The sequence below is a fragment of the Streptomyces sp. CB03238 genome (assembly GCF_002099185.1).
GTDB lineage: Bacteria > Actinomycetota > Actinomycetes > Streptomycetales > Streptomycetaceae > Streptomyces.
Map to the genome: position 1 here is coordinate 15,354 of NZ_NBCN01000029.1, position 22,772 is coordinate 38,125.

The 22,772-nt window shown below is 70.3% G+C and carries 17 protein-coding genes and 5 tRNA genes; 11 read left to right on the top strand and 11 right to left on the bottom strand.

The window, feature by feature from the left end; translation table 11 throughout:
• The first annotated feature begins 474 nt into the window (after nt 1-474).
• Entirely contained in the window at nt 475-681 is a 207-nt protein-coding gene (gene bldC, locus BKD26_RS34170) for a developmental transcriptional regulator BldC (RefSeq protein WP_003949541.1), read from the top strand.
• 295 nt (nt 682-976) lie between these two features.
• Here bldC and BKD26_RS34175 read toward each other — a convergent pair whose 3' ends face one another.
• From BKD26_RS34175 to hrpA, 3 genes are all read right to left on the bottom strand, one after another.
• The gene (locus BKD26_RS34175) at nt 977-1,195 is read right to left on the bottom strand and encodes a DUF6274 family protein (RefSeq protein ID WP_084906315.1); all 219 of its coding nucleotides are present in this window, start codon (nt 1,193-1,195) and stop codon (nt 977-979) included.
• A 133-nt stretch (nt 1,196-1,328) separates the two neighbouring features.
• Nucleotides 1,329-1,402, bottom strand: a tRNA-Asp gene (locus BKD26_RS34180).
• Between the two features lie 96 nt (nt 1,403-1,498).
• Nucleotides 1,499-5,449 carry an ATP-dependent RNA helicase HrpA gene (hrpA, locus tag BKD26_RS34185; RefSeq protein WP_084906317.1) on the bottom strand — a complete coding sequence of 1,317 codons (3,951 nt, stop codon included), beginning with the start codon at nt 5,447-5,449 and terminating at the stop codon, nt 1,499-1,501.
• A gap of 105 nt (nt 5,450-5,554) precedes the next feature.
• Here hrpA and BKD26_RS40665 point away from each other — a divergent pair, with 105 nt between their 5' ends.
• The 3 genes from BKD26_RS40665 to BKD26_RS34200 are packed head-to-tail and all read left to right on the top strand — an operon-like array spanning nt 5,555 to nt 7,839.
• The gene (locus tag BKD26_RS40665; RefSeq protein WP_107418095.1) at nt 5,555-6,253 is read left to right on the top strand and encodes a hypothetical protein; all 699 of its coding nucleotides are present in this window, start codon (nt 5,555-5,557) and stop codon (nt 6,251-6,253) included.
• A gap of 54 nt (nt 6,254-6,307) precedes the next feature.
• Nucleotides 6,308-7,018: a thioredoxin domain-containing protein gene (locus tag BKD26_RS34195; protein ID WP_084906321.1), complete on the top strand. Its 711-nt coding sequence runs from the start codon at nt 6,308-6,310 to the stop codon at nt 7,016-7,018.
• Nucleotides 7,015-7,839, top strand: coding sequence for a cytochrome c biogenesis CcdA family protein (locus BKD26_RS34200; protein ID WP_084906323.1), 825 nt, complete (start codon nt 7,015-7,017; stop codon nt 7,837-7,839). Before BKD26_RS34195 ends, BKD26_RS34200 begins: the two co-directional genes overlap by 4 nt.
• A gap of 256 nt (nt 7,840-8,095) precedes the next feature.
• On the opposite strand, the gene BKD26_RS34205 is transcribed toward BKD26_RS34200, so the two are convergent.
• The 6 genes from BKD26_RS34205 to BKD26_RS34230 all read right to left on the bottom strand — a co-directional run bounded on the left by BKD26_RS34205 (nt 8,096) and on the right by BKD26_RS34230 (nt 11,227).
• Complete coding sequence (locus tag BKD26_RS34205) at nt 8,096-8,695, bottom strand: GNAT family N-acetyltransferase (RefSeq protein ID WP_179166811.1); 600 nt, start codon at nt 8,693-8,695, stop codon at nt 8,096-8,098.
• On the bottom strand, nt 8,688-9,134 hold the full coding sequence (locus BKD26_RS39935) for a hypothetical protein (RefSeq protein ID WP_143662743.1): 447 nt from the start codon (nt 9,132-9,134) through the stop codon (nt 8,688-8,690). Before BKD26_RS39935 ends, BKD26_RS34205 begins: the two co-directional genes overlap by 8 nt.
• Before the next feature lie 292 nt (nt 9,135-9,426).
• Nucleotides 9,427-9,500: transfer RNA gene (locus BKD26_RS34215), tRNA-Phe, on the bottom strand.
• A 22-nt stretch (nt 9,501-9,522) separates the two neighbouring features.
• Nucleotides 9,523-9,597: transfer RNA gene (locus BKD26_RS34220), tRNA-Asp, on the bottom strand.
• Between the two features lie 39 nt (nt 9,598-9,636).
• Nucleotides 9,637-9,709, bottom strand: a tRNA-Glu gene (locus tag BKD26_RS34225).
• A gap of 81 nt (nt 9,710-9,790) precedes the next feature.
• Nucleotides 9,791-11,227 carry a metallophosphoesterase gene (locus tag BKD26_RS34230; protein ID WP_241518983.1) on the bottom strand — a complete coding sequence of 479 codons (1,437 nt, stop codon included), beginning with the start codon at nt 11,225-11,227 and terminating at the stop codon, nt 9,791-9,793.
• Between the two features lie 182 nt (nt 11,228-11,409).
• On the opposite strand from BKD26_RS34230, the gene BKD26_RS34235 reads away from it, so the two are divergent.
• From BKD26_RS34235 to BKD26_RS34255, 5 genes are all read left to right on the top strand, one after another.
• Complete coding sequence (locus BKD26_RS34235; protein ID WP_179166812.1) at nt 11,410-11,760, top strand: metallopeptidase family protein; 351 nt, start codon at nt 11,410-11,412, stop codon at nt 11,758-11,760.
• A gap of 177 nt (nt 11,761-11,937) precedes the next feature.
• Nucleotides 11,938-12,462, top strand: a complete 525-nt coding sequence (locus BKD26_RS34240; protein ID WP_241518978.1) for a hypothetical protein — start codon at nt 11,938-11,940, stop codon at nt 12,460-12,462.
• Nucleotides 12,463-12,691: 229 nt separating this feature from the next.
• On the top strand, nt 12,692-14,983 hold the full coding sequence (locus tag BKD26_RS34245; protein ID WP_084906330.1) for a DEAD/DEAH box helicase: 2,292 nt from the start codon (nt 12,692-12,694) through the stop codon (nt 14,981-14,983).
• A 330-nt stretch (nt 14,984-15,313) separates the two neighbouring features.
• Nucleotides 15,314-18,280, top strand: coding sequence for an FG-GAP-like repeat-containing protein (locus BKD26_RS34250; protein WP_143662744.1), 2,967 nt, complete (start codon nt 15,314-15,316; stop codon nt 18,278-18,280).
• A 150-nt stretch (nt 18,281-18,430) separates the two neighbouring features.
• Nucleotides 18,431-18,503, top strand: a tRNA-Lys gene (locus BKD26_RS34255).
• A 78-nt stretch (nt 18,504-18,581) separates the two neighbouring features.
• On the opposite strand, the gene BKD26_RS34260 is transcribed toward BKD26_RS34255, so the two are convergent.
• Nucleotides 18,582-20,150 (bottom strand): site-specific integrase, encoded by a 1,569-nt coding sequence (locus tag BKD26_RS34260; protein ID WP_084906335.1) that lies wholly within the window; start codon nt 20,148-20,150, stop codon nt 18,582-18,584.
• Nucleotides 20,147-20,833 (bottom strand): helix-turn-helix transcriptional regulator, encoded by a 687-nt coding sequence (locus BKD26_RS34265; RefSeq protein ID WP_084906337.1) that lies wholly within the window; start codon nt 20,831-20,833, stop codon nt 20,147-20,149. Before BKD26_RS34265 ends, BKD26_RS34260 begins: the two co-directional genes overlap by 4 nt.
• 95 nt (nt 20,834-20,928) lie before the next feature.
• On the opposite strand from BKD26_RS34265, the gene BKD26_RS34270 reads away from it, so the two are divergent.
• Both BKD26_RS34270 and BKD26_RS34275 read left to right on the top strand, forming a co-directional pair.
• On the top strand, nt 20,929-21,159 hold the full coding sequence (locus BKD26_RS34270; RefSeq protein WP_084906339.1) for a hypothetical protein: 231 nt from the start codon (nt 20,929-20,931) through the stop codon (nt 21,157-21,159).
• A 236-nt stretch (nt 21,160-21,395) separates the two neighbouring features.
• Entirely contained in the window at nt 21,396-22,667 is a 1,272-nt protein-coding gene (locus BKD26_RS34275) for a DUF3631 domain-containing protein (RefSeq protein ID WP_084906341.1), read from the top strand.
• Nucleotides 22,668-22,772: the final 105 nt, after the last annotated feature.

Below are 22,772 nucleotides of genomic sequence, written 5' to 3' on the forward strand. Positions count from 1 at the left end.
CTCCCTCCCGGGGACCCCGGGCACTGCGTGGGCCCTTGGTCCCGATCCGGGCGTTTGTGTCAAGGGTGACGGATAGCACTAACTGGGCTCTTGCGCCCATCGCCCAACCTCATGCCAAAATAGGACAAGGAGTCCGGGGAGGGCTCCTTCCGTCCACGTATGGGCGGAAGGCTCAGCATTGCACGCTATGGGGGGTCTGTTGGCTCCTGATCGCTCTGTGACTGATCGTCACTGTGACGTGACTGTCCGCTATGGCATGGTCCATCGGCTTCCGCCGCTGATGAACACCTGAGAGGGCAATTCCATCGGTTTGGCCGAACGTGGCTGGACAGATGGTGTAGTTGTAGTGCCGAGGACAAGCCGTTCGTCCTATAACCGACTCGGCTCGCGTCTGCCATTTCGGGCAACGCGGGTCAAGGTGCAGAATTTAGAGGAAAGAACCGAGAAGGTTCGGTTCTCCCGAGGAGGCCGCTCATGACCGCTCGCACCCCTGATGCCGAGCCGCTGCTGACCCCCGCTGAGGTTGCCACGATGTTCCGCGTGGACCCGAAGACGGTGACCCGCTGGGCAAAGGCGGGCAAGCTCACGTCCATCCGCACCCTGGGTGGACACCGCCGGTACCGCGAGGCAGAGGTCCGCGCACTGCTTGCGGGTATCCCGCAGCAGCGCAGCGAGGCCTGAACACCCCGATGAACCGGGCATTTCCGGGTCCCCCAACCCGGTCCGCCCACCCCTAGCTCCACCGACGGGAGCCCGCCCCAACGGGTCTTCGTCATCGATCGCGCTGGACTCCGCCGGGTCCAGCGCGATCTTTTTGTGCGCCGGCGGCCGGTTGGCCCGTGTCTGCCGGAGACCGCCGGAGACCCGCCGGAGGCCCTCCCGAGTGGTGCAATTGCACATATTAAATTGGTTGGTTGTAGGGAGGGTGTAAGTTGAGCGGTTTTCAAAAGAGGTTTCGTGACTCGCGTCACACCGTTCAGGCGTCGTCTTCCGGCTCCGCCGGCTCCTCCTCGGCCGCGCGCTCGGCGCTCTCCAGCTCCTCCTGGGCCGTGTCCGGGGACTCCATGGCAGCCAGCCGCAGAAGGCGGTGACAGACGGGGCAGTGGCGGGTGATGTGGCGATAGCCGGACGCGGCCGCCAGGTGGGCGCGGAGCAGTGCGCGAGTCTCGTGCCTGGCTGTGGATGCCGCCGCCATGCGCGTCACCTCCGGTGAAGGGCCCCCGATTCCCTGTTGCCTGGGTACCGGGGGGCAGATGCCCGCGTCAAGGCACAGAGCAAGAAGGGCCCGTATCCCTGGGGGGATACGGGCCCTTCTTGCTGATTCGCTGCGATCCTGACGGGACTTGAACCCGCGACCTCCACCTTGACAGGGTGGCGAGCTAACCAACTGCTCCACAGGACCTTGATTCGCGGCCGACCGCGCGGCTGCGAATCACACTGTACAGCAGGTCAGAGGGTCCGGTCGACCTCACTCCTGGCGACGGTCCCGATACGGCTCTCAGGGTGCCGCCGCGTCGATCGCCTTCACGATGCGCTTGTCGGAGACCGGGTACGCCGTGCCCAGGGCGTGGGCGAAGTAGCTGACCCGCAGCTCCTCGATCATCCACCGGATGTCCAGGACCTCCTGCGGTACGGGGCGGCCCTTGGGCAGCTGCTCCAGCAGCCACGCGTACTCGTCCTGCATCTCGTGGACCTTCGCCATGCGCGTGGTGTCGCGCTGGACGGACGTCGGCATCTGCTGGAGCCTGCGGTCCACCGCCACCAGATAGCGCATCAGGTCCGGCAGGCGCCGCAGCCCCGTCCGCGTCACGAAGCCGGCCGGCATGAGGGCCGCCAACTGCTCGCGCACGTCCTGGACGTTGTTCACCAGGACCAGGCTGTTCGTGGCCTTCAGGCGGCGCTCACAGGCCTGCCAGGCGGCCAGGATCTGCTGCACCTGGTCCACCGTGCGGATCGTGAGCTCGACCAGGTCGGCGCGGACCTTGTCGTACAGCTTGCGGAACGACTCCTCGTCCCACGCCGGGCCGCCGTGCTCGGCGATCAGCCGGTCGGCGGCGGCGGTCGCGCAGTCGTCGAACAGCGCCTGGACCGAGCCGTGCGGATTGCGGGAGAGGGCGAGCTTCTGCTGGTTCGTCAGCCTGTCCGAGGCGAACTTGGCCGGATTCACCGGGATGTTCAGCATGATGAGCTTGCGGGTGCCGCGCCACATCGCCTGCGCCTGCTCGGCCTCCGTGTCGAAGAGCCGTACGGAGACTGTGTTTGCCGCCGGCCCCTCGTCGTCCACGAGGGCCGGGTACGCCTTGACGGGCTGGCCCGCGCGGCGGGTCTCGAAGACCTTGGTGAGCGTGCCGATCGTCCAGTCCGTCAGCCCCGTGCGCTCCAGGGACTGGCCGGAGCCCGAGGGGCCCGCCGTGGCGGCCTTGGCCGCCTTGGAGAGCGCCTGGCGCGCCTTCGGGCGCAGCTGGAGCTTGAGCGCCTCCAGGTCCTTGTCCTCGGCGAGCTTGCGGCGCCGCTCGTCGACGATCCGGAAGGTGATCTTCAGGTGGTCGGGGACGCGGGAGAGGTCGAAGTCGTCGGCGTCGACGGGGACGCCCACCATCCGCTGGAGCTCACGGGCGAGCGTGACGGTCAGCGGCTCCTGCAGGGGCGTCGCCCGCTCCAGGAACTTCTTCGCGTAGTTCGGCGCCGGGACGTAGTGGCGGCGGACCGGCTTCGGGAGCGAGCGGATCAACTCGGTGACGACCTCCTCGCGCAGGCCCGGGATCTGCCAGTCGAAGCCCTCGTCCGTGACCTGGTTCAGCACGTGGAGCGGGATGTGGACGGTGACGCCGTCCGCGTCCGCGCCCGGCTCGAACTGGTACGTCACACGGAACTTCAGCGCGCCCTGCCGCCACGAGTCCGGGTAGTCGGCCTTGGTGACCGCGCCCGCCTTCTCGTTGATGAGCATCTCGCGCTCGAAGTCCAGCAGTTCGGGCGCCTCGTGCCGCTTGTGCTTCCACCACGAGTCGAAGTGCGCGCCCGACACGACGTGTTCGGGCACCCGCTGGTCGTAGAAGTCGAACAGCGTCTCGTCGTCCACGAGGATGCCGCGGCGCCGGGCCCGGTGCTCCAGCTCCTCGACCTCGGTCAGCAGCTTGCGGTTGTCCGCGAAGAACTTGTGGTGCGTACGCCAGTCGCCCTCCACCAGCGCGTGCCGGATGAACAGCTCGCGGCTGGCCTCCGGGTCGATGCGCCCGTAGTTCACCTTGCGCTGCGCGACGATCGGTACGCCGTACAGCGTGACCTTCTCGTACGCCATCACCGCCGCCTGGTCCTTCTCCCAGTGCGGCTCGGAGTACGTGCGCTTCAGCAGGTGCCCGGCCAGCGGCTCGATCCACTCCGGCTCGATCTTGGCGTTGACCCGCGCCCACAGGCGGGAGGTCTCCACCAGCTCGGCGGACATCACGAAACGCGGCGGCTTCTTGAAGAGCGCCGAGCCGGGGAAGATCGCGAACTTGGCGCTGCGGGCGCCCAGGTACTCGTTCTTGGCGCCGTCCTTGATGTCCTTCATCCCGATGTGGGAGAGCAGGCCGGCGAGGAGCGAGATGTGCACCTGCTGCTCGGGGGCGTCCTCCTCGTTGAGGTGGATGCCCATCTGCTTCGCGACCGTACGCAACTGCGTGTAGATGTCCTGCCATTCGCGAATGCGCAGGTAGTTGAGGTACTCGGACTTGCACATCCGGCGGAACGCGGACGACGACAGCGCCTTCTGCTGCTCCCGGATGTAGCGCCACAGGTTGAGGAAGGCGAGGAAGTCGGACGTCTCGTCCTTGAAGCGGGCGTGCTGCTGGTCCGCCTGCGCCTGCTTCTCGGCCGGCCGCTCGCGCGGGTCCTGGATGGACAGGGCCGCCGCGATGACCATGACCTCGCGTACGCAGCCGTTCTTGTCCGCCTCCAGGACCATCCGGGCCAGGCGCGGGTCCACCGGCAGCTGGGCCAGCTTGCGCCCCGCTTGCGTGAGCCGCTTCTTCGGGTCCTTCTGGGTGGGGTCGATGGCCCCCAGCTCCTGGAGGAGCTGCACGCCGTCGCGGATGTTGCGGTGGTCCGGCGGGTCGATGAAGGGGAACTTCTCGATGTCGCCCAGCCCGGCCGCCGTCATCTGGAGGATGACCGACGCCAGGTTCGTACGGAGGATCTCGGCGTCGGTGAACTCGGGGCGGGCGAGGAAGTCGTCCTCGTCGTACAGCCGGATGCAGATACCGTCCGACGTACGGCCGCAGCGGCCCTTGCGCTGGTTGGCGCTGGCCTGGCTGACCGGCTCGATCGGCAGGCGCTGCACCTTGGTGCGGTGGCTGTAGCGGGAGATGCGGGCGGTGCCGGGATCGATCACGTACTTGATGCCGGGGACCGTCAGGGACGTCTCGGCGACGTTCGTCGCCAGGACGATGCGGCGGCCGGAGTGCTGCTGGAAGACGCGGTGCTGCTCGGCGTGCGAGAGGCGGGCGTAGAGGGGGAGGACTTCGGTGTTGCGGAGCTTCTTCCTGATCAGCGCGTCCGCCGTGTCGCGGATCTCGCGCTCGCCGGAGAGGAAGACCAGGATGTCGCCCGGGCCCTCGGCCTGGAGCTCGTCGACGGCGTCGCAGATGGCGGTGATCTGGTCGCGGTCGGAGTCCTCGGAGTCCTCTTCGAGGAGCGGGCGGTAGCGGACCTCGACCGGGTACGTACGGCCGGAGACCTCGACGATCGGCGCGTCGCCGAAGTGGCGGGAGAAGCGCTCGGGGTCGATGGTCGCGGAGGTGATCACGACCTTGAGGTCGGGGCGCTTGGGGAGGAGCTGGGCGAGGTAGCCGAGCAGGAAGTCGATGTTGAGGCTGCGCTCGTGGGCCTCGTCGATGATGATCGTGTCGTAGGCGCGCAGCTCGCGGTCCGTCTGGATCTCGGCGAGCAGGATGCCGTCCGTCATCAGCTTGACGAAGGTCGCGTCCTGGTTCACCTGGTCGGTGAACCGCACCTTCCAGCCGACCGCCTCGCCCAACGGCGTCTTCAGCTCGTCCGCCACGCGCTCGGCGACCGTGCGGGCGGCGATCCTCCTCGGCTGCGTATGGCCGATCATGCCCCGGACGCCGCGCCCCAGCTCCATGCAGATCTTCGGGATCTGGGTCGTCTTGCCGGACCCCGTCTCACCGGCGACGATCACGACCTGGTGGTCGCGTATCGCCTCCAGGATGTCGTCCTTCTTCTGGCTGACCGGCAGCTGCTCCGGGTACGTGATCTCCGGCACCCGAGCCGCGCGCTCTGCCGTGCGGGCAGCGGCCTTCCCGGCCTCGGCGGCGATCTCGTCCAGCACGGCCTGCCGGGCTTCGGGCTTACGGATGCGGCGGGCGCCTTCGAGACGGCGGCCGAGCCGGTGCGCGTCGCGCAGCGAGACCTCGGCCAGCAGGGTCTGGAGGTCGGCGAAGGAAGTAGACATACCTGACCCAGGATCTCACTCGCGGCGACGGAGTGGCGAACCGATTTCCCCGTACCATTTCCGGCGAGTCGACGAGCCCCGGATGACCTTGGAAGGCGGTGCCCCATGCCCCGTGCCGGCAGCCGGTGGTGCCGCCCGACGGCCGCCCTGCTCGCCCTGCTGGTGTGCGGGTCGGCCACGGGTACGGGTGCCGGCGCGGCGGCGGGGGTTGCTTCCGGGGTCACCCCGGTGGTTCCGGTGGGCCCGGGCGCCGATGCGGCGGCTGGGGTTGTCGAGGCTGCCTCGGTCTTCCCGGTGACCCCGGTGACCCCGGTGACCCCGGCGGTTCCGGTGGTTCCGGTGGTTCCGGTGGTTCCGGGCGTTCCGACGGCCCCAGCTGCCTCGGCGGTCCCGGTGTCCCCGGCGGCCTCGGCTGCCCCGGGGGTCTCGGCGGTTGTGGGCGTCCCGGCCGTTCCGGTCGCCGTCCGGGTGGACGCCAGCGACGGAGCCGGCCAGGCGCTGCGGTTCCTGCGGGCGGACGCCCGTGACGGGGCCGGTCAGGCGCCGGTCGCCGTCCGGGCGGACGCGGGGCACGGGGCCGAGGAGGCGCCCGGGTGCGGTGCCCCGGACGACGAGGGCCGGTCGGCGCCCGCCGTGCCGCCGCGCTCGGGCTCCCTGAGCGAGCTGCTGCCCGCCCTGCACGCGGCGCGGGTGGCGACCGGTGCGTGGGGCGCGGACGAGACGGTCCTGGACGTCCGCCCCGAGCGGGGGCCGCCGCCGCTCGTACCGCCCTCTCCCATGGACCTGTCGATCCTGCGCGTATAGCCGGCGCGCCGCACTTCCCGCCGGTCACTTCCCCATGCGTACAGGAGTCCCACCATGCCCACGTCCAAGAAGCCGTACGTCATCGGCGCCGGTGTCGTCGCCGCGGCCGCACTGCTCGGCCTCGTCTCGTACACCGCCACCAAGCCGGCTTCCCCCTCCCCCACGGTCGTCGCCGAAAGCTCCGCCGAGCCGCGGACCGGCGTCTATCCCGAGCTGGAGAAGTACGCCCGGCGCGATGCCAAGGACCCGCTCGCCGTCGGGCGCGCCGACGCCCCCGTCGTACTGATCGAATACGCCGACTTCAAGTGCGGCTACTGCGGGAAGTTCGCCCGCGAGACCGGGCCCGAGCTGATCGAGAAGTACGTCGACGAGGGCACCCTGCGCATCGAGTGGCGCAACTTCCCGATCTTCGGCGAGGAGTCCGAGCGCGCGGCACGCGCCGCGTGGGCGGCGGGCCGGCAGGGCCGGTTCTGGCAGTTCCACAAGGCGGCGTACGCCGAGGGCGCCAAGGAGCAGGGCTTCGGCAAGGACCGGGTGACCGCGCTGGCCCGGGAGGCGGGCGTCGCCGACCTCGACCGCTTCGGCCGCGACCTCGACAGCGAGGCGGCACGGCAGGCGGTGGCCAAGGACCAGGAGCAGGCGTACGCGCTGGGCGCCACGTCCACGCCGTCGTTCCTGGTGAACGGCCGGCCGATCGCGGGCGCACAGCCCATGGAGATGTTCACGGACGCAATCGAGGCGGCGAAGCGGGAGGCTGCGAAGTGACGGACATCGGCTACCTGGCCGCGTTCCTGGGCGGGCTGCTCGCCCTGCTCAGTCCGTGCAGTGCCCTGCTGCTCCCCGCCTTCTTCGCGTACTCCATCGACACCCGGGCCCGTCTCCTGGCCCGTACCGGGATCTTCTACGCCGGTCTCGCCACCACGCTCGTCCCGCTGGGCGCGGCCGGGTCCTTCGCCGGACGCCTCTTCTACGGCCACCGTGACCTGCTGGTCGCCGTCGGCGGCTGGACGATCGTCGCGCTGGGCGTGGCGCAGATCCTGGGCCTGGGCTTCGCCTCGCGCCGGATCGCCGAGGTGAGCGGCCGGATCCGCCCTGTCTCGGCGCTCTCCGTGTACGCCCTGGGCCTGGTCTACGGCCTGGCCGGGTTCTGCGCGGGACCGATCCTGGGCAGCGTCCTGACGGTGGCGGCGCTCAGCGGCAGCCCGGTGTACGGGGGACTGCTGCTGGCCGTGTACGCCCTCGGCATGGCCGTGCCCCTGTTCGTGCTGGCTCTGCTGTGGGACCGCTACGACCTGGGGCGGCGCGTCTGGCTGCGGGGGCGTGCGCTGCGGGCGGGCCGCTTCGAGCTGCACAGCACGTCGCTGCTGTCGGGCCTGTTCTTCATCGCCCTGGGCACGCTGTTCCTGGCCTTCGACGGCACGACCGCCCTGCCGGGCCTGCTGTCGGTGGACGACTCGTACGCGGTGGAGAAGTGGGCCTCCGGCCTGGGCCGCGCGGTTCCGGACTGGGCGCTGCTCCTGGTGGTCGTCGCGGTCGTCGCGGTCGTCCTCGGCGTCCGCGGCTGGCGCGGCCGCGAGCGGGCCTGACGGGGCCGGGTGGGGGCTTCGGCCCCCGCCCCGCGGCGGCGGGTACGTCGAAGGCCCCCGTCCGGGGGACGGGGCCTTCGTGGTGGTGGCTGGGGCTGGGGTCGAACCGGCGACCTTCCGCTTTTCAGGCCGTGTCTGGCGACGTAGGAGGCAGATCGCATAGGGCGCTTGGGCTCTCTGGTGGCTGCGCTTGTGCGCTGCTGTTGGCGTACGCGTGGGCGTACGCCAACCAGGTGCTCGCCGCGCAGGCACCCCTTCAGATCCCAGACGTCCTGCCCCACTCCGGGTTCCCGTTCGCGTCGTACATGGGCACCTCCAGCCCCAAGTACCGAGGGCCGCCGCCCCTGATGCTTCCGGCCGGCCGCTGGTACAAGGCGCCTGATCTGCGGTGAGGGAGATCCACGGTCCTGACGTGCTCGAACCCCTGAGACTCGTAATAGCGGCCAAGCTTGGCGTTCGTTTTCCAAGCGTCGACCCGTAGCCATGCCTTGTTGAATTGTGCTGCCTTCTCTGAGGCCCAATCGAGAAGCGCCGTTCCCAATTCGGCGACGTCGGCCGTGGGGCGCACGATGATGCGATGGGCGTACAGCGCGCTGTCCGGTGCATCGTCAGGCAGCCAGAATTCCGGATCGGCGAACGTGTCTACGGTTATTGTGCCCAGATAGTCAGCGCCTCTGCCGGCCACATAGGCGTGCAGGTGGTCGATATCTTGGGCGATCTTATCTTTATTTGCTGGGTATTGCCACTGATCGACCCCTTTTGATTTGAGCCATCCAGCGGCTTCGTCCCACATGCACGCGATAACGTCCGCTTCGCTGGGGCTGGCAGGCCGGATGGTGACACGGTCGTCATGCATTCGGCACACCTGTCCCGAGCTCGTACCGGAGGACGTTTCGGCCTGTCGGCATCGTCGTGATCGTGACGCGCACGGCTTCTGAGTCGGTATACCTCACGCCTGTCCTGACCAGCAGCGGAATGCCGGCCTCGATGGCCGATTCCTCAGCCTGCTTCGGGTTGGGCGTAACGGTAGTGACGTCGTCGACGTAGTGCGTCTGCTTGTATCCCATTGACGCCATGTAGGCGATGACCCCCTCGGCGATGTCGGCTGGTTCTGGGATCGGCGTGTTCTTCACCAGTCGTGCGGATATATGAATCTCCCGCTGACCGCGTCTGCTCATCGACGAAAGTTCTGACTCGGTGTTCTCTCTTGTTCGCGAAGACCAATCGTTCTGCAACGAGTCGTTGAATCCCAGGCGCACCGTGTTTCGGGAAGCGGTGAGCTGATGCTCGTCCATCCCAAGACGCTCGCCTCCGTCCGTACGGTGCCGCTTCCGCCGTTCGTGACCAGGCCCTAGTCGACCACAAGGAGCGGCAGGCTCAGGAGCGGGCCGCCGCCGGCACTGAGTGGAAGGAACGCGGATTGGTGTTCACGTCCCGCATCGGGACGCCACCGGAGCCGGACAACGTCCGGGGGCAGGGCGCGAATGGCCTCTCGTGACCTCGCTGGGGCACCGGTTGGCGTAGGTGGCACGAAAACACCCCCGCCGATGATCCTCGACGGGGGTGTTTGCCCTGGTAGGGCTACGGTGGCTGGGGCCGGGGTCGAACCGGCGACCTTCCGCTTTTCAGGCGGACGCTCGTACCAACTGAGCTACCCAGCCACGCGGCTCTTTCGAGCCGCAGCGGTCCTGACGGGATTTGAACCCGCGGCCTCCACCTTGACAGGGTGGCGAGCACTCCAAACTGCTCCACAGGACCAAGCAATGCGCGAGCACCAGTCTCGCACACGGTGATGCGTGCCCCCAACGGGATTCGAACCCGTGCTACCGCCTTGAAAGGGCGGCGTCCTGGGCCACTAGACGATGAGGGCTAATTGGCCCGCCTGGGCGCTTCGTCAGCGCGTCGGGGACGTGAGAAGCATATGGGATGCGGGGACGGTTCGCCAAAACGGTTAGGGGGACCGGGTGGGGGAGCGGGGCGAGGAAGGGGTTCCCGAGGGTGTGGTGGACGGGGCGGCCGGGGGGTTCTCCTCCGGGACGTGGCGGCTGACCTCGGCTGTCGTCAGGCCCAGGCCGCCCAGGGTGATCTCGTCCCACGCCTGGAGCCGGCGGGTGTCCCGGTCGAGGTAGAGGACCGAGGCGTGGACCTTCTCCGGCTCGTCGCTCTCCAGGGCGCGCAGGCCGCCGCCGCCCGTGGAGCCCTCGATCTTGAGGCGTGTGCCGTTCGGCAGGAGCTTGTTCACCCGGCGGTGGACGTGGCCCGCCAGGACCAGGGGGACCTTGCCGTCGGTCTCCTGGGCGGCGACCGGGTTGTGGGCCACCGCGATGTCCGCCGGCCTGCCCGCCCGCCGCTGGGCGTCCAGCGCGGCCGCCAGCCGGGCCCCCGCCGCCCGCTCGGCGTCGTCGCCGGCCGGCACCACCGAGCGGTCCGGCGTGAACTGCGGGTCGCCGGTGCCGGCCACCCGGAGGCCGGCGACGGTGACGGCGCGGCCCTCGTCGAGGACGTGGACGTTCCGGAGGCCGGCCAGGTACCGCTGGGTGACCTGCGAGTCGTGGTTGCCGCGCACCCAGACGTACGGCGCGCCGAGATCGGGGATCGGGTCGAGGAAACCGTTCTCGGCGGCGGTGCCGTGGTCCATGGTGTCGCCCGAGTCGATGATCACGTCGATCCGGTACTGCTCGACGAGCGAGCGGATGATCTCCCACGCGGCCGGGTTCAGGTGGATGTCGGAGACGTGCAGCACGCGCATCGTCCCCGGGTCGGGCTGGTACGTCGGGAGCGTCGAGGCGGCCTCGTACAGCTTCGTCACATTGGTGACGAGACGGGCGAGTTCCTTCTGGTAGACGTCGAACTCGGTGACGATCGAGCGGGCGTTGCCGACCACCGAGGGGGCCGACGACAGCAGCCCGGAGAACTTCGGCTCCAGCACGGACTTGGGGTTCCAGGTGGCGTACGCGGAGACGCCGGCGGCGCCCAGCAGTACGAGCGCCAGGCCGCCGGCCGCGAGAGCGCGGCGCGGGCGGCGGTAGACGGCGAGGCCGAGGGCGGTGGCGCCGGACACGACGGCGACGCAGGAGCGCAGGGCCAGCTCACGGGTGCCGTCGGCGACGTCCTGGGTGATCTCGTCCTGGAGGCCGGTGATCCGCTCCGGGTGCTCCACCAGGGCCTGTGCGCGGACCGGGTCGAGCTGGTCGACGTCCACGTCGAGCCGGATGGGCGCGGTGTGCGAGTCGAGTTCCAGCGCGCCCAGCGGCGAGACGTTGATCTTCGTTCCGCCGTGCAGGGAAGGCCGCAGCGTCATGCTCGTGTCCATCGGCCCCACGGGCGTACGGACGCTGCCGACGATCAGCAGGCCGAGCCACGCGCCGAGCAGGACCACGGTCACCATGCCGAAGGCGCGCGCGTACGGGTGAGGGGTGTGGACCAGGGTGGACGTGGGGCCGGTGCGGCGGGAGCGGTAGTGGTGCAGCAGGCGGGCGTAGGTGGTGCGGAGGGCAGCTCGGGCGGCCATGGGCGCCGTATGCCCATGCGGACGGGCCACTATGCCCGGCCATCCGTGACAATGGCCGCGTGCTGGAGATGACACGCGAGGAGTTCGAGGAACTGGTCGCCGAGGCGCTGGACAGGATCCCGCCGGAACTGACGCGGCTGATGGACAACGTCGCGGTGTTCGTGGAGGACGAGCCGGCGGCGGACGATCCGGATCTGCTGGGTCTGTACGAGGGGACTCCGCTGACCGACCGGGGCGAGTGGTACGCGGGCGTGCTGCCCGACCGGATCACCATCTACCGGGGGCCGACGCTGCGGATGTGCGACTCCCGGGAGGACGTGGTCGCCGAGACGGAAGTGACGGTGGTGCACGAGATCGCCCACCACTTCGGGATCGACGACGAGCGGCTGCACGAGCTCGGGTACGGCTGACGGTCGCATGACACCGGTCCCGGGGCGGGCGTGTCCTTGTGGGGCCTGGGGAGTTGGGCAGGGAAACCCCCGTCCCGCACCCCTGGAGGTGCCCTCGTGCGCCATTTGTCCGCCCCCGTCCGATGGGCCGTCACCGCGCTGGCGGTAGCGGCTTCCGCAGGCTCCGTCAGCGGCTGCATGAGCGTCACCGACGCGGGCGCGAAGCCCGGGCCCACCCGGTCCGCCGGCCCGTCGGAGGCAGCGGCGGCCGAGCCGGACGGCGGCGAGGACGCGCCGGGCGGGCGGCATGACGTACGTACCGGGCACGGCGTGGAGGGCCAGGCGGGCGCGCCGGGCGAGGAGGACGGGGCGTCGCCCGAGCCGAGCGACGGGGCGTCCGGGCCGGTGAAGCCGTCCGCGGCGCCGTCCGGCAAGCCGTCCGCGGACGGCAAGCCGGGGGCCCGGCCCGCGCGGCCGCCCGCCGCCTCACCGACCGGTGACGGCGGCGCGCCGGGCGGCGGTGGCGGGGCCTCGCCGAGCGGGCAGCCGACGCCGCCGGAGCCCACCCCGCCCCCGGAGCCGACGCCCACACCGACACCGCCCACCGAGCCGAGCCCGGACCCGTCGGACCCGCCGTCCGCCTCGCCGGCCGCCGACACCCGTACGCAGTCCATGGGGGCGTCGGCGGAACCGGTGGCATCGCCGCAGGTCGCACCGGCGTGAGAGCGACGTCACAGACAGCCGACGTGGACCGGTTTGCGCTGAGTGGGGGAGGGTGCGTATGGTGGTAGATCGTTTGATCCCATGTTCCCCTTTGCCCGGCGCCACTACCGAGAGCGCCGCGTGTGGCGCGTACTCTCCCTTGCCGTGACTGACCGCATCGAGGCGGTCGAATTGCGAAACACGGAGTTGACGGGCGCGTGCCGAGACTCCGGAAGGTTTCGCATTTCGCATGTCCATTTTCAGTCCTGACCACGCCGTCATGCCCGAGAGCAACGACCTCGACGAGAGCGTTGCTCTCGCCGACGAGGCCGACGAGACCGTAGCGGCCCCCGAGGCCACCGACGCTCCCGAGGCCACCGACGCTCCCGAGCAGGATGCGGCGGACGAGCCGACCGTCACCTTCGCGGACCTCGGTCTGCCCGAGGGCGTCGTCCGCAAGCTCGCCCAGAACGGCGTGACCACCCCCTTCCCGATCCAGGCCGCGACCATCCCGGACGCCCTGGCCGGCAAGGACATCCTCGGCCGCGGCCGCACCGGCTCCGGCAAGACCCTCTCCTTCGGTCTGCCGCTGCTCGCCACCCTGGCCGGCGGCCACACCGACAAGAAGAAGCCCCGCGGCGTCATCCTCACCCCGACCCGTGAGCTCGCGATGCAGGTCGCGGACGCCCTCCAGCCGTACGGCGACGTCCTCGGCCTCAAGATGAAGGTCGTCTGCGGCGGTACGTCGATGGGCAACCAGATCTACGCCCTGGAGCGCGGCGTCGACATCCTCGTCGCCACCCCGGGCCGCCTGCGCGACATCATCAACCGCGGCGCCTGCTCGCTGGAGGCCGTCCAGGTCGCGGTCCTCGACGAGGCCGACCAGATGGCCGACCTGGGCTTCCTGCCCGAGGTCACCGAGCTGCTCGACCAGGTTCCGGCCGGCGGCCAGCGCCTGCTGTTCTCCGCGACGATGGAGAACGAGATCGCGACGCTGGTCAAGCGCTACCTGACCGACCCGGTCGTCCACGAGGTCGACAGCGCCCAGGGCAACGTCACCACGATGACCCACCACGTCCTGGTCGTGAAGCCCAAGGACAAGGCGCCGGTCACCGCCGCGATCGCCGCCCGCAAGGGCCGCACCATCATCTTCGTCCGTACCCAGCTGGGCGCGGACCGCATCGCCGAGCAGCTGCAGGACACCGGCGTCAAGGCCGACGCGCTGCACGGCGGCATGACGCAGGGCGCCCGTACGCGCGTCCTCGAGGACTTCAAGAAGGGCTACGTCAACGCCCTCGTCGCCACCGACGTCGCCGCGCGCGGCATCCACGTCGACGGCATCGACCTGGTCCTGAACGTGGACCCGGCCGGCGACCACAAGGACTACCTGCACCGTTCGGGCCGTACGGCCCGTGCGGGCAAGTCCGGCGTGGTCGTCTCGCTGGCCCTGCCGCACCAGCGCCGCCAGATCTTCCGCCTCATGGAGGACGCGGGCGTCGACGCCACGCGCCACATCGTGGGCGGTGCCGGGGCGTTCGACCCGGAGGTCGCCGAGATCACCGGCGCCCGGTCCCTGACCGAGGTGCAGGCCGACTCCGCGAACAACGCCGCCAAGCAGGCCGAGCGCGAGGTCGCCGACCTCACCAAGCAGCTGGAGCGGCTCCAGCGCCGGGCCGTCGAGCTGCGCGAGGAGGCCGACCGCCTGGTCGCCCGTGCCGCCCGCGAGCGGGGCGAGGACCCGGAGGCCGCCGTCGCCGAGGTGGCGGAGGCCGCGGAGGCCGAGGTCCAGGCCGCGATCGCGTCCGTACCGGAGCAGCCGGCGCGCGAGTCGCGTGACTCCCGCGACGAGCGTGGCAACTACGAGCGCCGCGACCGCCGTGACGACCGGGGCAGCTTCGAGCGCCGGGACCGTGACGACCGTGGTGGCCGCTCCTTCGAGCGCCGTGACAACGACCGTGGCGACCGTGGCGGCTTCCGTCGCGACAACGACCGTCCGTCCGGTGGCTTCCGCCGCGACGACCGGGGCGGCAGCTTCGAGCGCCGGGACCGCGACGACCGTGGCGGCTTCCGCCGCGACGAGCGCCGTGACAACGACCGTGGTGGTTTCCGCCGTGACAATGACCGTCCGGCTTCCGGTGGTTTCCGTCGGGACAATGACCGTCCGGCCTCGGGTGGTTTCCGTCGGGACAATGACCGTCCGGCTTCCGGTGGTTTCCGTCGGGACAATGACCGTCCGGCTTCCGGTGGTTTCCGCCGTGACAACGACCGTCCGGCTTCCGGTGGTTTCCGCCGGGACAACGACCGCCCGTCCGGTGGCTTCCGCCGCGACGACCGCCGCGACGACCGCCCCACCGGCGGCCACCGTGGCAGCGACCGTCCGTTCAACCGTGACCGCCGCGACGACCGCCCCTCGGGCGGTGGCTTCCGCTCCGGTGGCCACGAGCGCCCCTACGGTCGCCGTGACGACCACCGCGGTGGCTCGAACTCCGGCTCCTCCTTCGGGCGCCGCGACGACAAGCCGCGCTGGAAGCGCAACGGCTGACGCGTAACCCGCTGAGCAGGGCCCGTACCTCCGCAAGGGGGGACGGGCCCTGCCGCGTTGTCATCGGCCGCTGTTACGATCCGTCCACCTCGCAGTGGGGGGCACTGGAGGCGGGGCCGGGGGGCTCTCGTTCATCTCGACGCGTACGCGGCATGCCGGCAGCCGCGCCTTGGTGGGCGCCACCCCGCAGGCCCGATCAATCCGATCGAGAAGCGGAGTTCCGTGTACGGCAAGAGACCCTTGCGTGTCATCGCCGCCGCCGTGGTACTGGCGGCGGCGACAGCCACCGGTCCGGCGGTGTCCACAGCCCAGGCGGCACCCACGACAGAAGTGGTGATCCCCGCAACGACGAGCGCCCTGCCCGTGCGCAGCGAGCTCCTCAACACCGGGCCTCACGGCTATCTGCGCCATGAAGCCCGGCGCGGCACCTTCTGGCGGGCCTATGGGGCGGCCGCCACCGACGTCCAGCTCGACACCGTCCAGGACTACGACGGGGGCAACTTCCAGCGTGGAACGGGCTCGGACGTCGTCGCCCGGTACCTGGAGTCGCCGCAGCGCGTCGAACTGCGGGACATGGTCGCGGGAGAGACCCTGACCGTGCCGGTGCCGACCGGCCACTCCTATGTGGGGGCGTTCGGCCGGAACGTGCTCACCTACGACTTGCTCGACGGGGGCATGCGCTTCCACGTGCTCGACATGGAGACGGGGCAGGTGCGTGACCGGCTCGTCGAGGGCGTGCCCACGGGGGTTCATTCCTACGCCGTCCTGCCGGGGGTGGGGGACGCCGACGGACTGGTGATGGCGCTGCCCGGCGCCGGGAACGTGTGGATGGACGTGACCCAGGGCCGCGTCGTACCGATTCGGAGCGACGAGCCGCTGGCGACGAAGCGTTTCGCCCTGACCCGGGACCGGCTGCTGATCTGGTCGGACGGCCAGGTGTCGGTCTACTCGCGCGGCAACCTCTCCACGCCGGAGCGCGTGCGGCCGCTCCCCGAGAGCGACGCGCGGCTGCTGGGCATGGTGGGCGGGGAGCTCGTCGTGGCCCGGCACGATCCGGCGCTCGGAGTGGTCGACGAGGACCTGCCGGTGTGGCGGGTCGAGGCCCATCCGCTGGACGGGAGTGCCGTCCGCACCCTGCTGGCCAGGTCGAGCGGCCGGGCGTCGCACACCCCCGACGGCGGCCTGCTGGTGCACGGCGGGCCGAGCATGACCGAGTGGGGCGTCCAGTCGCTCCGGGCCGACGCGGCGGGGCGGGCCACGGTGTCCCATGAGACGCCGGTCCAGGTGAAGGCCGTACCGAACACGATCCACCAGATGTCGTTCCGGCAGGGGCGGCTGACGAGCGTGGAGGCCGACGCGGCGGCGGGACTGGCCGGTGTCCACACGCGTACCACCGAGCAGTCCGGCGGCGTGCCCGCCTACCACGGCGAGCGGAAGAACCGCGGCTGGATGTCCATCCAGCCCGAGGCCTGCTTCCAGAGCTACTGCCCGAAGGTCGTGGAGACCGGGGACGGGCGCATCGCGTACGGCGGCACCATGCGCATCTGGGGCGAACCCGTCGTGCCGCCGCACCGGCTGGCCGAAGGGGCTCAGCTTCCGGGAACCAAGGTGGATACGGGGGCCGGCTACGCGGGCTTCATCGGCAGCTGGGGTCGCTGGGCCGCGGTTTGGGCGAGTGCGACGGACGGCTCGGGCGGCACGCGGATCATCGACCTCGACACCGGCAAGGTGGCGAGGACGCTGCCGGTGTACGGGGTGTCCCTGTCGGGCACCACCCTGTGGACCGACGACGGCGACTGGGCGGTCGGGTACGACATCAGGACCGGCGCTCGGACGCAGTCGGCGTACATCCCCCGGTGCGGGCTCAGCGGGGCCGAGGCGATCGGCCGCTGGCTGCTCTGGAGCTGCGCGGGATCGCGCGACGACCAGGGGCTGTTCGACTTCCAGACGAACACGATCACCCCGCTGGGTATCGGGTACCGGGCCGGCGCGCAGCTGGGTGACGGGTTCGTCGTCTACCCGGTCGGCACCTCCCTGAAGCTGAAGGACCTGAGCGACGGTGGCACAGTGCACACCCTCACCGACGATCGCGTGTCCTACCAGCCGTGGGCGGTCGACCCGGCCACCGGCACCGTCGCCTGGGCGGACACCAAGAACGCCGTCCACCTCGTCGGCAGCGGGGTGGCGCCGTCGGCGCTCACGGCCGTCGACTCCGACGTGCCCCCGACACAGGCGGTGAAGGGCGGCGCCGCGCCCTGGCGGCCGCGCTGGTGGCCGTCCACCGGGAGCGCGTCGTGGAAGCTGACCCTCAAGAGCACGGCGACCGGCACCGTGGTGCGCACGCTGAGTGGTGGGCAGACTCGGGGCCTGGTCGCCCCCGTCTGGGACGCCAGGGACGCGTCCGGCCGGCTGGTGACCAGTGGCTCGTACGCGTGGACGCTGACCGCCGAGCCGGTGAGCGGCCAGGGCGGCAGCCTGGCGGCGTCCGGCACGGTGACCTTGACCGGCGCCGCCGCCGTACGCCGTGACCACGCGGGCCCCTCCGGCCCCGACACGGTCGGCGACCTGGTGTCGCTGAGCGGCTCCGGCTCCCTCGCCTTCCGGCACGGCAGCGGGACGGGCACTCTGGCGGGCGCGACGACCGGCAGCGGCTGGTCGACGTCCGCGGTCGCGGTCCCCTTCGGGGACCTGAGCGGTGACGGCTGCAACGACGTGCTGGTCCGGATGACGAACGGCGCGCTGCGCGCGTACCGGCCCGGCTGCGGCAAGGCGCTGACGCCGACGACTCCGTACACCTCGCTGGGCACGACGTGGGCGCAGTTCAATGTCCTCACCTCGCCCGGGGACATGACGGGTGACGGCCGTGCGGACCTGGTGGCCCGTCAGGCGACCACGGGCGACCTCTACCTGTACGCGGACGACGGCGCCGGCAAGCTGAAGTCGCGGGGCCGGATCGCCACCAACTGGAAGGCGTACCGCGCGGTGTTCGGCGCCGGTGACCTCAATGGTGACGGCATCGGCGACCTGCTCGCGGTGGACGGTGCCAACTCGATGTGGCGGTTCAACGGCACGGCGACGGGCACGCTCAAGCCGCGCACCCTGGTGTTCGGCAACAACTGGGCCACCGGCCGCAACGCGTTCGTCGGTGTCGGCGACCTGAACAAGGACGGCAAGGCGGACCTGATCTCCCGCAACGCCGCCGGTGACCTGCTGCGCAACAACGGCAACGGCGCCGGGTCGTTCGGCTCCACGGTCAAGATCGGGACGGGCTGGCAGGGCTACAAGGGCCTTTTCTGAGTCCTCACCCATGGGCCCGTACGGCACACGTTCCCGCGTGTGCCGTACGGCCCGTTCAGACCCTGCGAGCCGACCGCGCGACAGGCCTGGCAGCCGATACCCGATCGGCAGTCGGCTCTCTTGGGGCTATGCTCGGGGGTGCCTCACCGAGGGCCGTTAGCTCAATTGGCAGAGCAGCGGACTTTTAATCCGTTGGTTGTGGGTTCGAGTCCCACACGGCCTACCGGGTTGTGAGCCCTGCTAGGGCTCTGACCAGCAAGTTTGTGCCCCGGCCACTATCACTGGCCGGGGCACAAGCGCGTCAGGACGCCTTTTGCGTGCGCGATGCGTGAGCGGACGGGGCGGCAGCCGCCGGTTCAGCCGACGATGAACGAGCACGCGGCACCAACGCAGCCGCCGCTTCAGCCGCCGCCTTGTCGACTTCGGGCAGCAGGCTCGTGTACGTGTCCGAGGTCAGCGTGATCGTGGAGTGCCGCAGCGTCTCCTTGATCGTGTGAAGGTCGCCACCTCCGCCGTGCGTGAGCGTCGCGGCGACATGCCGCAGGTCCCGCAGGGTGATGGGCGGCAGGCCAGTGCTCGCCAGGATGCGCCGGAACGCTTCGGAGACCGTCTCGGGGTGCAGCCAGGAGCCGTCCTCCTTGGTGAAGACTTTCCCCGTGTCGCTCCACGCCGCGCCCCACTGGTCGCGTTCCTTCATCTGACGGACCCGATGCTCTCTCAGAACCGCCACGTTGAGGCTGTCGAGCGCGATCGTGTTCGCACTGCCGTCCGTCTTCGGGTCGGACTCGTACGGATCCCACCCATCGACCACAATCTCCTTGGCGGGCGTGATCAGGCCAGCGTCGAGGTCGACCTCGTGCCAGTCCTGACCGACCGCCTCGCCACGGCGCAGGCCACGGGTGCCCATCAGGTGGAAGACCGCGTACAGACGGTCGCCCTCGGCCGCGTCGAGGAAGACACCGAACTGCTGTGGAGTCCACACCATGACCGGACCCGGTATGACGCCGGTCTCGCGCCAGCGCCGGACCCGCTCCTCGGTCCAGAGGAGCGGCTTGGGCCGCTTGCCCGACTCCAGTTCGACATGGGCGGCCGGGTTGAAGGTGACGAGCTGCTGCGCGATGGCGGAGTTCAAAGCGGCGCGCAGGGTACGGCGGATGGCCTGCCGGGTAGCCGGTCCGGTGAGCTTCCGGAACGGCTTCATCTCGGCCAGCTTGGCCCGCTCGATCGCGAGGCGCTCCCGCTCGGCGGCGACCGGCCGTCCGGGCTTGCTCGGCTTGCACCGCGCGATCTGCTCACGTCGGGCCTGATTCTCGGCCGCTATGACCTCGTTCTGGTCAGCGATGGCGTCGAACATCGCGACCAGGTGACCGACGTTGAGCCGGTCGAGACGGACGTGCCCGACCCGCGGCTTCAGGTGGACCCGGATGTGCGAGGCGTACCCGTTGAGCGTCGTCTTACGGCGCTTCTTCGCCGCGAGCCAGTAGTCGAGCCACTCGCCAACCGTGAGCCGGCCGGTGAGGTCGAGCCCTTGTTTCAGGCGGCGCCGCGTTGCTTCGATGTCCGGCAACGGGGTCTTGTCGGCGGCGACCTTCTCCAGGAGCTCCGCGATCCGCGCTTGGGCATCTGAGTCGTCGGTATCTGCCAGCGCGAGCAGAGCGCGGACGTGGTCGAGGTCGGCTTGGGCGGACTTGAGGCTCTCGTAGCCGGCGCGGCTGAAGGAGCGGCGGGTGCCGTCTTCGCGGGGTGGGAGCTCTTGGCGTATGGAGTACGAGCCGTGCTTGCGGCTGGTGAGCTTGGGGCAGGACTTGCCGAGCGGTTTGCCGGTCTTGGGGTCGCGGCAGTAGCAGCGGCGGTGGGTGGAGCCCTTCAAAGGCTGTTCTCCTCGGTGGTGCTGGGGTAGGTGTCGGGTGGGTCGACGTCAGCGAGTTCGGGCGGCAGGAGCGGCGGTGTGCCGCCGCCGTCGCGGATGAAGGCGCGGGCGCTGCGGAGCCGGTACTTGGCCCTCTCGGCCCTTTCGGCGTAGTCGGCCTGGGCGTGGGCGGCTTCCTCGCGTTCGGCCTGGTTGGGCGCCGTCGCGACCTTCCAGCGTTCGTGCTTCTCGCCCTTCAGGGCGGCCAGGGCGGCTCGTTCGTGGCTGGCGTGGGCGCGGAAGGCGCGGAGCATCTCGTCCTCGACGCCGAAGCCCTCCATGTCGCCGGTGAACCAGCGCATGGCCTCCCAGGTCGGTTCGGAGTCGCGGAGGGGAAGCCGCTGGACGCGCTCGACGTAGCCGACGGGGTAGAGCAGGCAGATCGGGTAGGTGCGCAGGGCTTCGGCCAGGACCATGACCTCGACCAGGGGAATCGTCGAGCGGCGACCGGATTCCATGTTGGCGATCACATTGCGCGGGATCGGATAGCCGATCTCCTCACACCTGTCGGCCAGGTCCTGGGCGCTCATGCGCAGCTCCTTCCTCCTTCTGCGGACCTCGGCGGCCACGGTGGCCAAGACCTGGTCCGCCCACTCCGGGACGTCGTCCTCGTCATCTCCAGCATCGAAACCGTGTTGTGTCATAAAGACACATTAGCTTGGCGATGCTGGTTAGTGAGGGCCTGGAGCCGGACGTGATGACGCGTTCGCCGAGGGCTCATTCATGAACGGAGCATTGGATGCGCAAGGGCGAGACCGGCGAGCAGTCGAAGGGCATGACACGGGAGGAACTGCTCGCCCTTCCCGCCGCCGTTGACCTGGACACCGGCAACCGAGCCCTGGGCTTGGGGCGGAGCAAGGGCTATGCGCTGGCCAAGCGTGGCGAGTACCCGTGCAAGGTCCTGCGGCTGGGCAAGGCGTACCGGGTGGTGACCGCCGACCTGTTGGACCTGCTCGGCCTGGCCGCATGACCGCTCGTGCGCGTAGCAGACGATTCTGCGCGGAGCTGACACAGAAACGCTGGACTGTTGCCAGGCGTGGACGTACTGTCCGTGTTCCCTCGCGATGGCCCAGTGCCCGCGAACAAAGCAAGAGCCCCCGGCGGTGCAACGCCGGAGGCTCAGCACACTCCACTGCCCGCATTCCAACGAACGACCTGCGTGACCCGGGCGTGCCTGCCCGAGGTCACCGGATGAGGAGCTGCCCTGTGCAACCTACGACACCCGAGCCGTATTCCGCACCCGGCAAAGCGGTATGGCCGACGCCCGCCGTACCCGGCCAGCCCCGCCGCCTACCCGAGGCCACAGAACCGGCCGACGACAAGGCGCTGGCCCCGGCGGATCAGCCCGCCGAGGAAGTGCTGCCGGATCCAGAGCCGACGTACGGCTCCGGGCTGCTGGATGAACTGCGTGCCCAGATAGCGCGGTTCGTGATCCTGCCCTCCGAGCAGGCGATGGACGCGGTCACGCTGTGGGTGGCTGCGACGCACCTGCAGCCCGCGTGGCAGCACGCCCCGCGCCTGGCAGTGGTGGGACCGGCGAAGCGGTGTGGCAAGTCGCGGCTCCTGGACGTGCTGACCGAGACGGTCCACGAGCCGATGCTCACCATCAACACCACGCCGGCGGCGGTCTTCCGCTCGATCAGCGACGAGCCGCCCACCCTGCTGGTGGACGAGGCCGACACCATCTTCGGCACCCCGAAGATGGCGGAGAAGAATGAGGAGATGCGCGGCCTGCTCAACGCCGGTCACCAGCGCAACCGGTACGTCACCCGCGTGGTCGGCAACGACCACACGCCCCATAAGTTCGCCACCTTCGCCATGGCAGCCCTGGCCGGGATCGGCGACCTGCCCGACACGATCATGGACCGGTCGGTGGTCATCCGCATGCGCCGCCGAGCGGAGGGCGAGAGCGTCAAGCCCTTCCGCTCCCGCCGCGACACCCCGGCCCTGCACGACCTGCGCGACCGGATCGCCGCATGGACACGGCCGCTGCTCGACGAGGCGGCCGACCTGGAACCGGAGATGCCGGTGGAGGACCGAGCCGCCGACACCTGGGAGCCCCTGGTGATCGTCGCCGACCTCGCCGCCGGCCCCTGGCCCCGGCGCGCCCGCGCCGCCTGCGCGCAGATGGTTGCCGCCGAAGCGGCGGCGGAGGAGGACCATCCCAGCGGAGCGCGGATCCTCGCCGACATCCGCCGCGTCTTCGTCGCCCAGCGCGAGGCCGACAGTCTCCCCACCGAGGAGCTGCTCCATCAGCTGCGCCTGGACCCGGAGAGTCCCTGGGCGGAGTGGGGGCGAAGCGGCCTGAGCCCGCGTGAGCTCGGCCGCATGCTTCGGGAGTTCGACATCCGGCCCAGCAACGTCCGCCTGGCCGACGGAACCCAGCGCAAGGGCTACACGCGCAACAAGTTCCTCGACGCATGGCGGCGCTACTGCCCGACCGTCCACCCGGTCGGCGCCGACAACACGGCCAGCTAGCGCCGCCCAGCCCGCATCCCCTGGTTGCCGTCCTTGCCGTCCCTGCCGTAAAAGCGCAGGTCAGCCAGCATGCGCGCAAGACGGCAACTGGGGTCAAGACGGCAA

Excerpts from the sequence above, each read along its gene's own strand:
- BKD26_RS34265 (WP_084906337.1), bottom strand. The coding sequence starts at position 20,833 with ATGACACAACACGGTTTCGATGCTGGAGATGACGAGGACGACGTCCCG.
- BKD26_RS40665 (WP_107418095.1), top strand. The coding sequence starts at position 5,555 with ATGCCCCGTGCCGGCAGCCGGTGGTGCCGCCCGACGGCCGCCCTGCTC.
- hrpA (WP_084906317.1), bottom strand. The coding sequence starts at position 5,449 with ATGTCTACTTCCTTCGCCGACCTCCAGACCCTGCTGGCCGAGGTCTCG.
- BKD26_RS34270 (WP_084906339.1), top strand. The coding sequence starts at position 20,929 with ATGCGCAAGGGCGAGACCGGCGAGCAGTCGAAGGGCATGACACGGGAG.
- BKD26_RS34205 (WP_179166811.1), bottom strand. The coding sequence starts at position 8,695 with ATGCATGACGACCGTGTCACCATCCGGCCTGCCAGCCCCAGCGAAGCG.
- BKD26_RS34240 (WP_241518978.1), top strand. The coding sequence starts at position 11,938 with ATGAGCGTCACCGACGCGGGCGCGAAGCCCGGGCCCACCCGGTCCGCC.
- BKD26_RS34175 (WP_084906315.1), bottom strand. The coding sequence starts at position 1,195 with ATGGCGGCGGCATCCACAGCCAGGCACGAGACTCGCGCACTGCTCCGC.
- BKD26_RS34230 (WP_241518983.1), bottom strand. The coding sequence starts at position 11,227 with ATGGTGACCGTGGTCCTGCTCGGCGCGTGGCTCGGCCTGCTGATCGTC.
- BKD26_RS34195 (WP_084906321.1), top strand. The coding sequence starts at position 6,308 with ATGCCCACGTCCAAGAAGCCGTACGTCATCGGCGCCGGTGTCGTCGCC.
- bldC (WP_003949541.1), top strand. The coding sequence starts at position 475 with ATGACCGCTCGCACCCCTGATGCCGAGCCGCTGCTGACCCCCGCTGAG.
- BKD26_RS39935 (WP_143662743.1), bottom strand. The coding sequence starts at position 9,134 with ATGGACGAGCATCAGCTCACCGCTTCCCGAAACACGGTGCGCCTGGGA.
- BKD26_RS34245 (WP_084906330.1), top strand. The coding sequence starts at position 12,692 with ATGTCCATTTTCAGTCCTGACCACGCCGTCATGCCCGAGAGCAACGAC.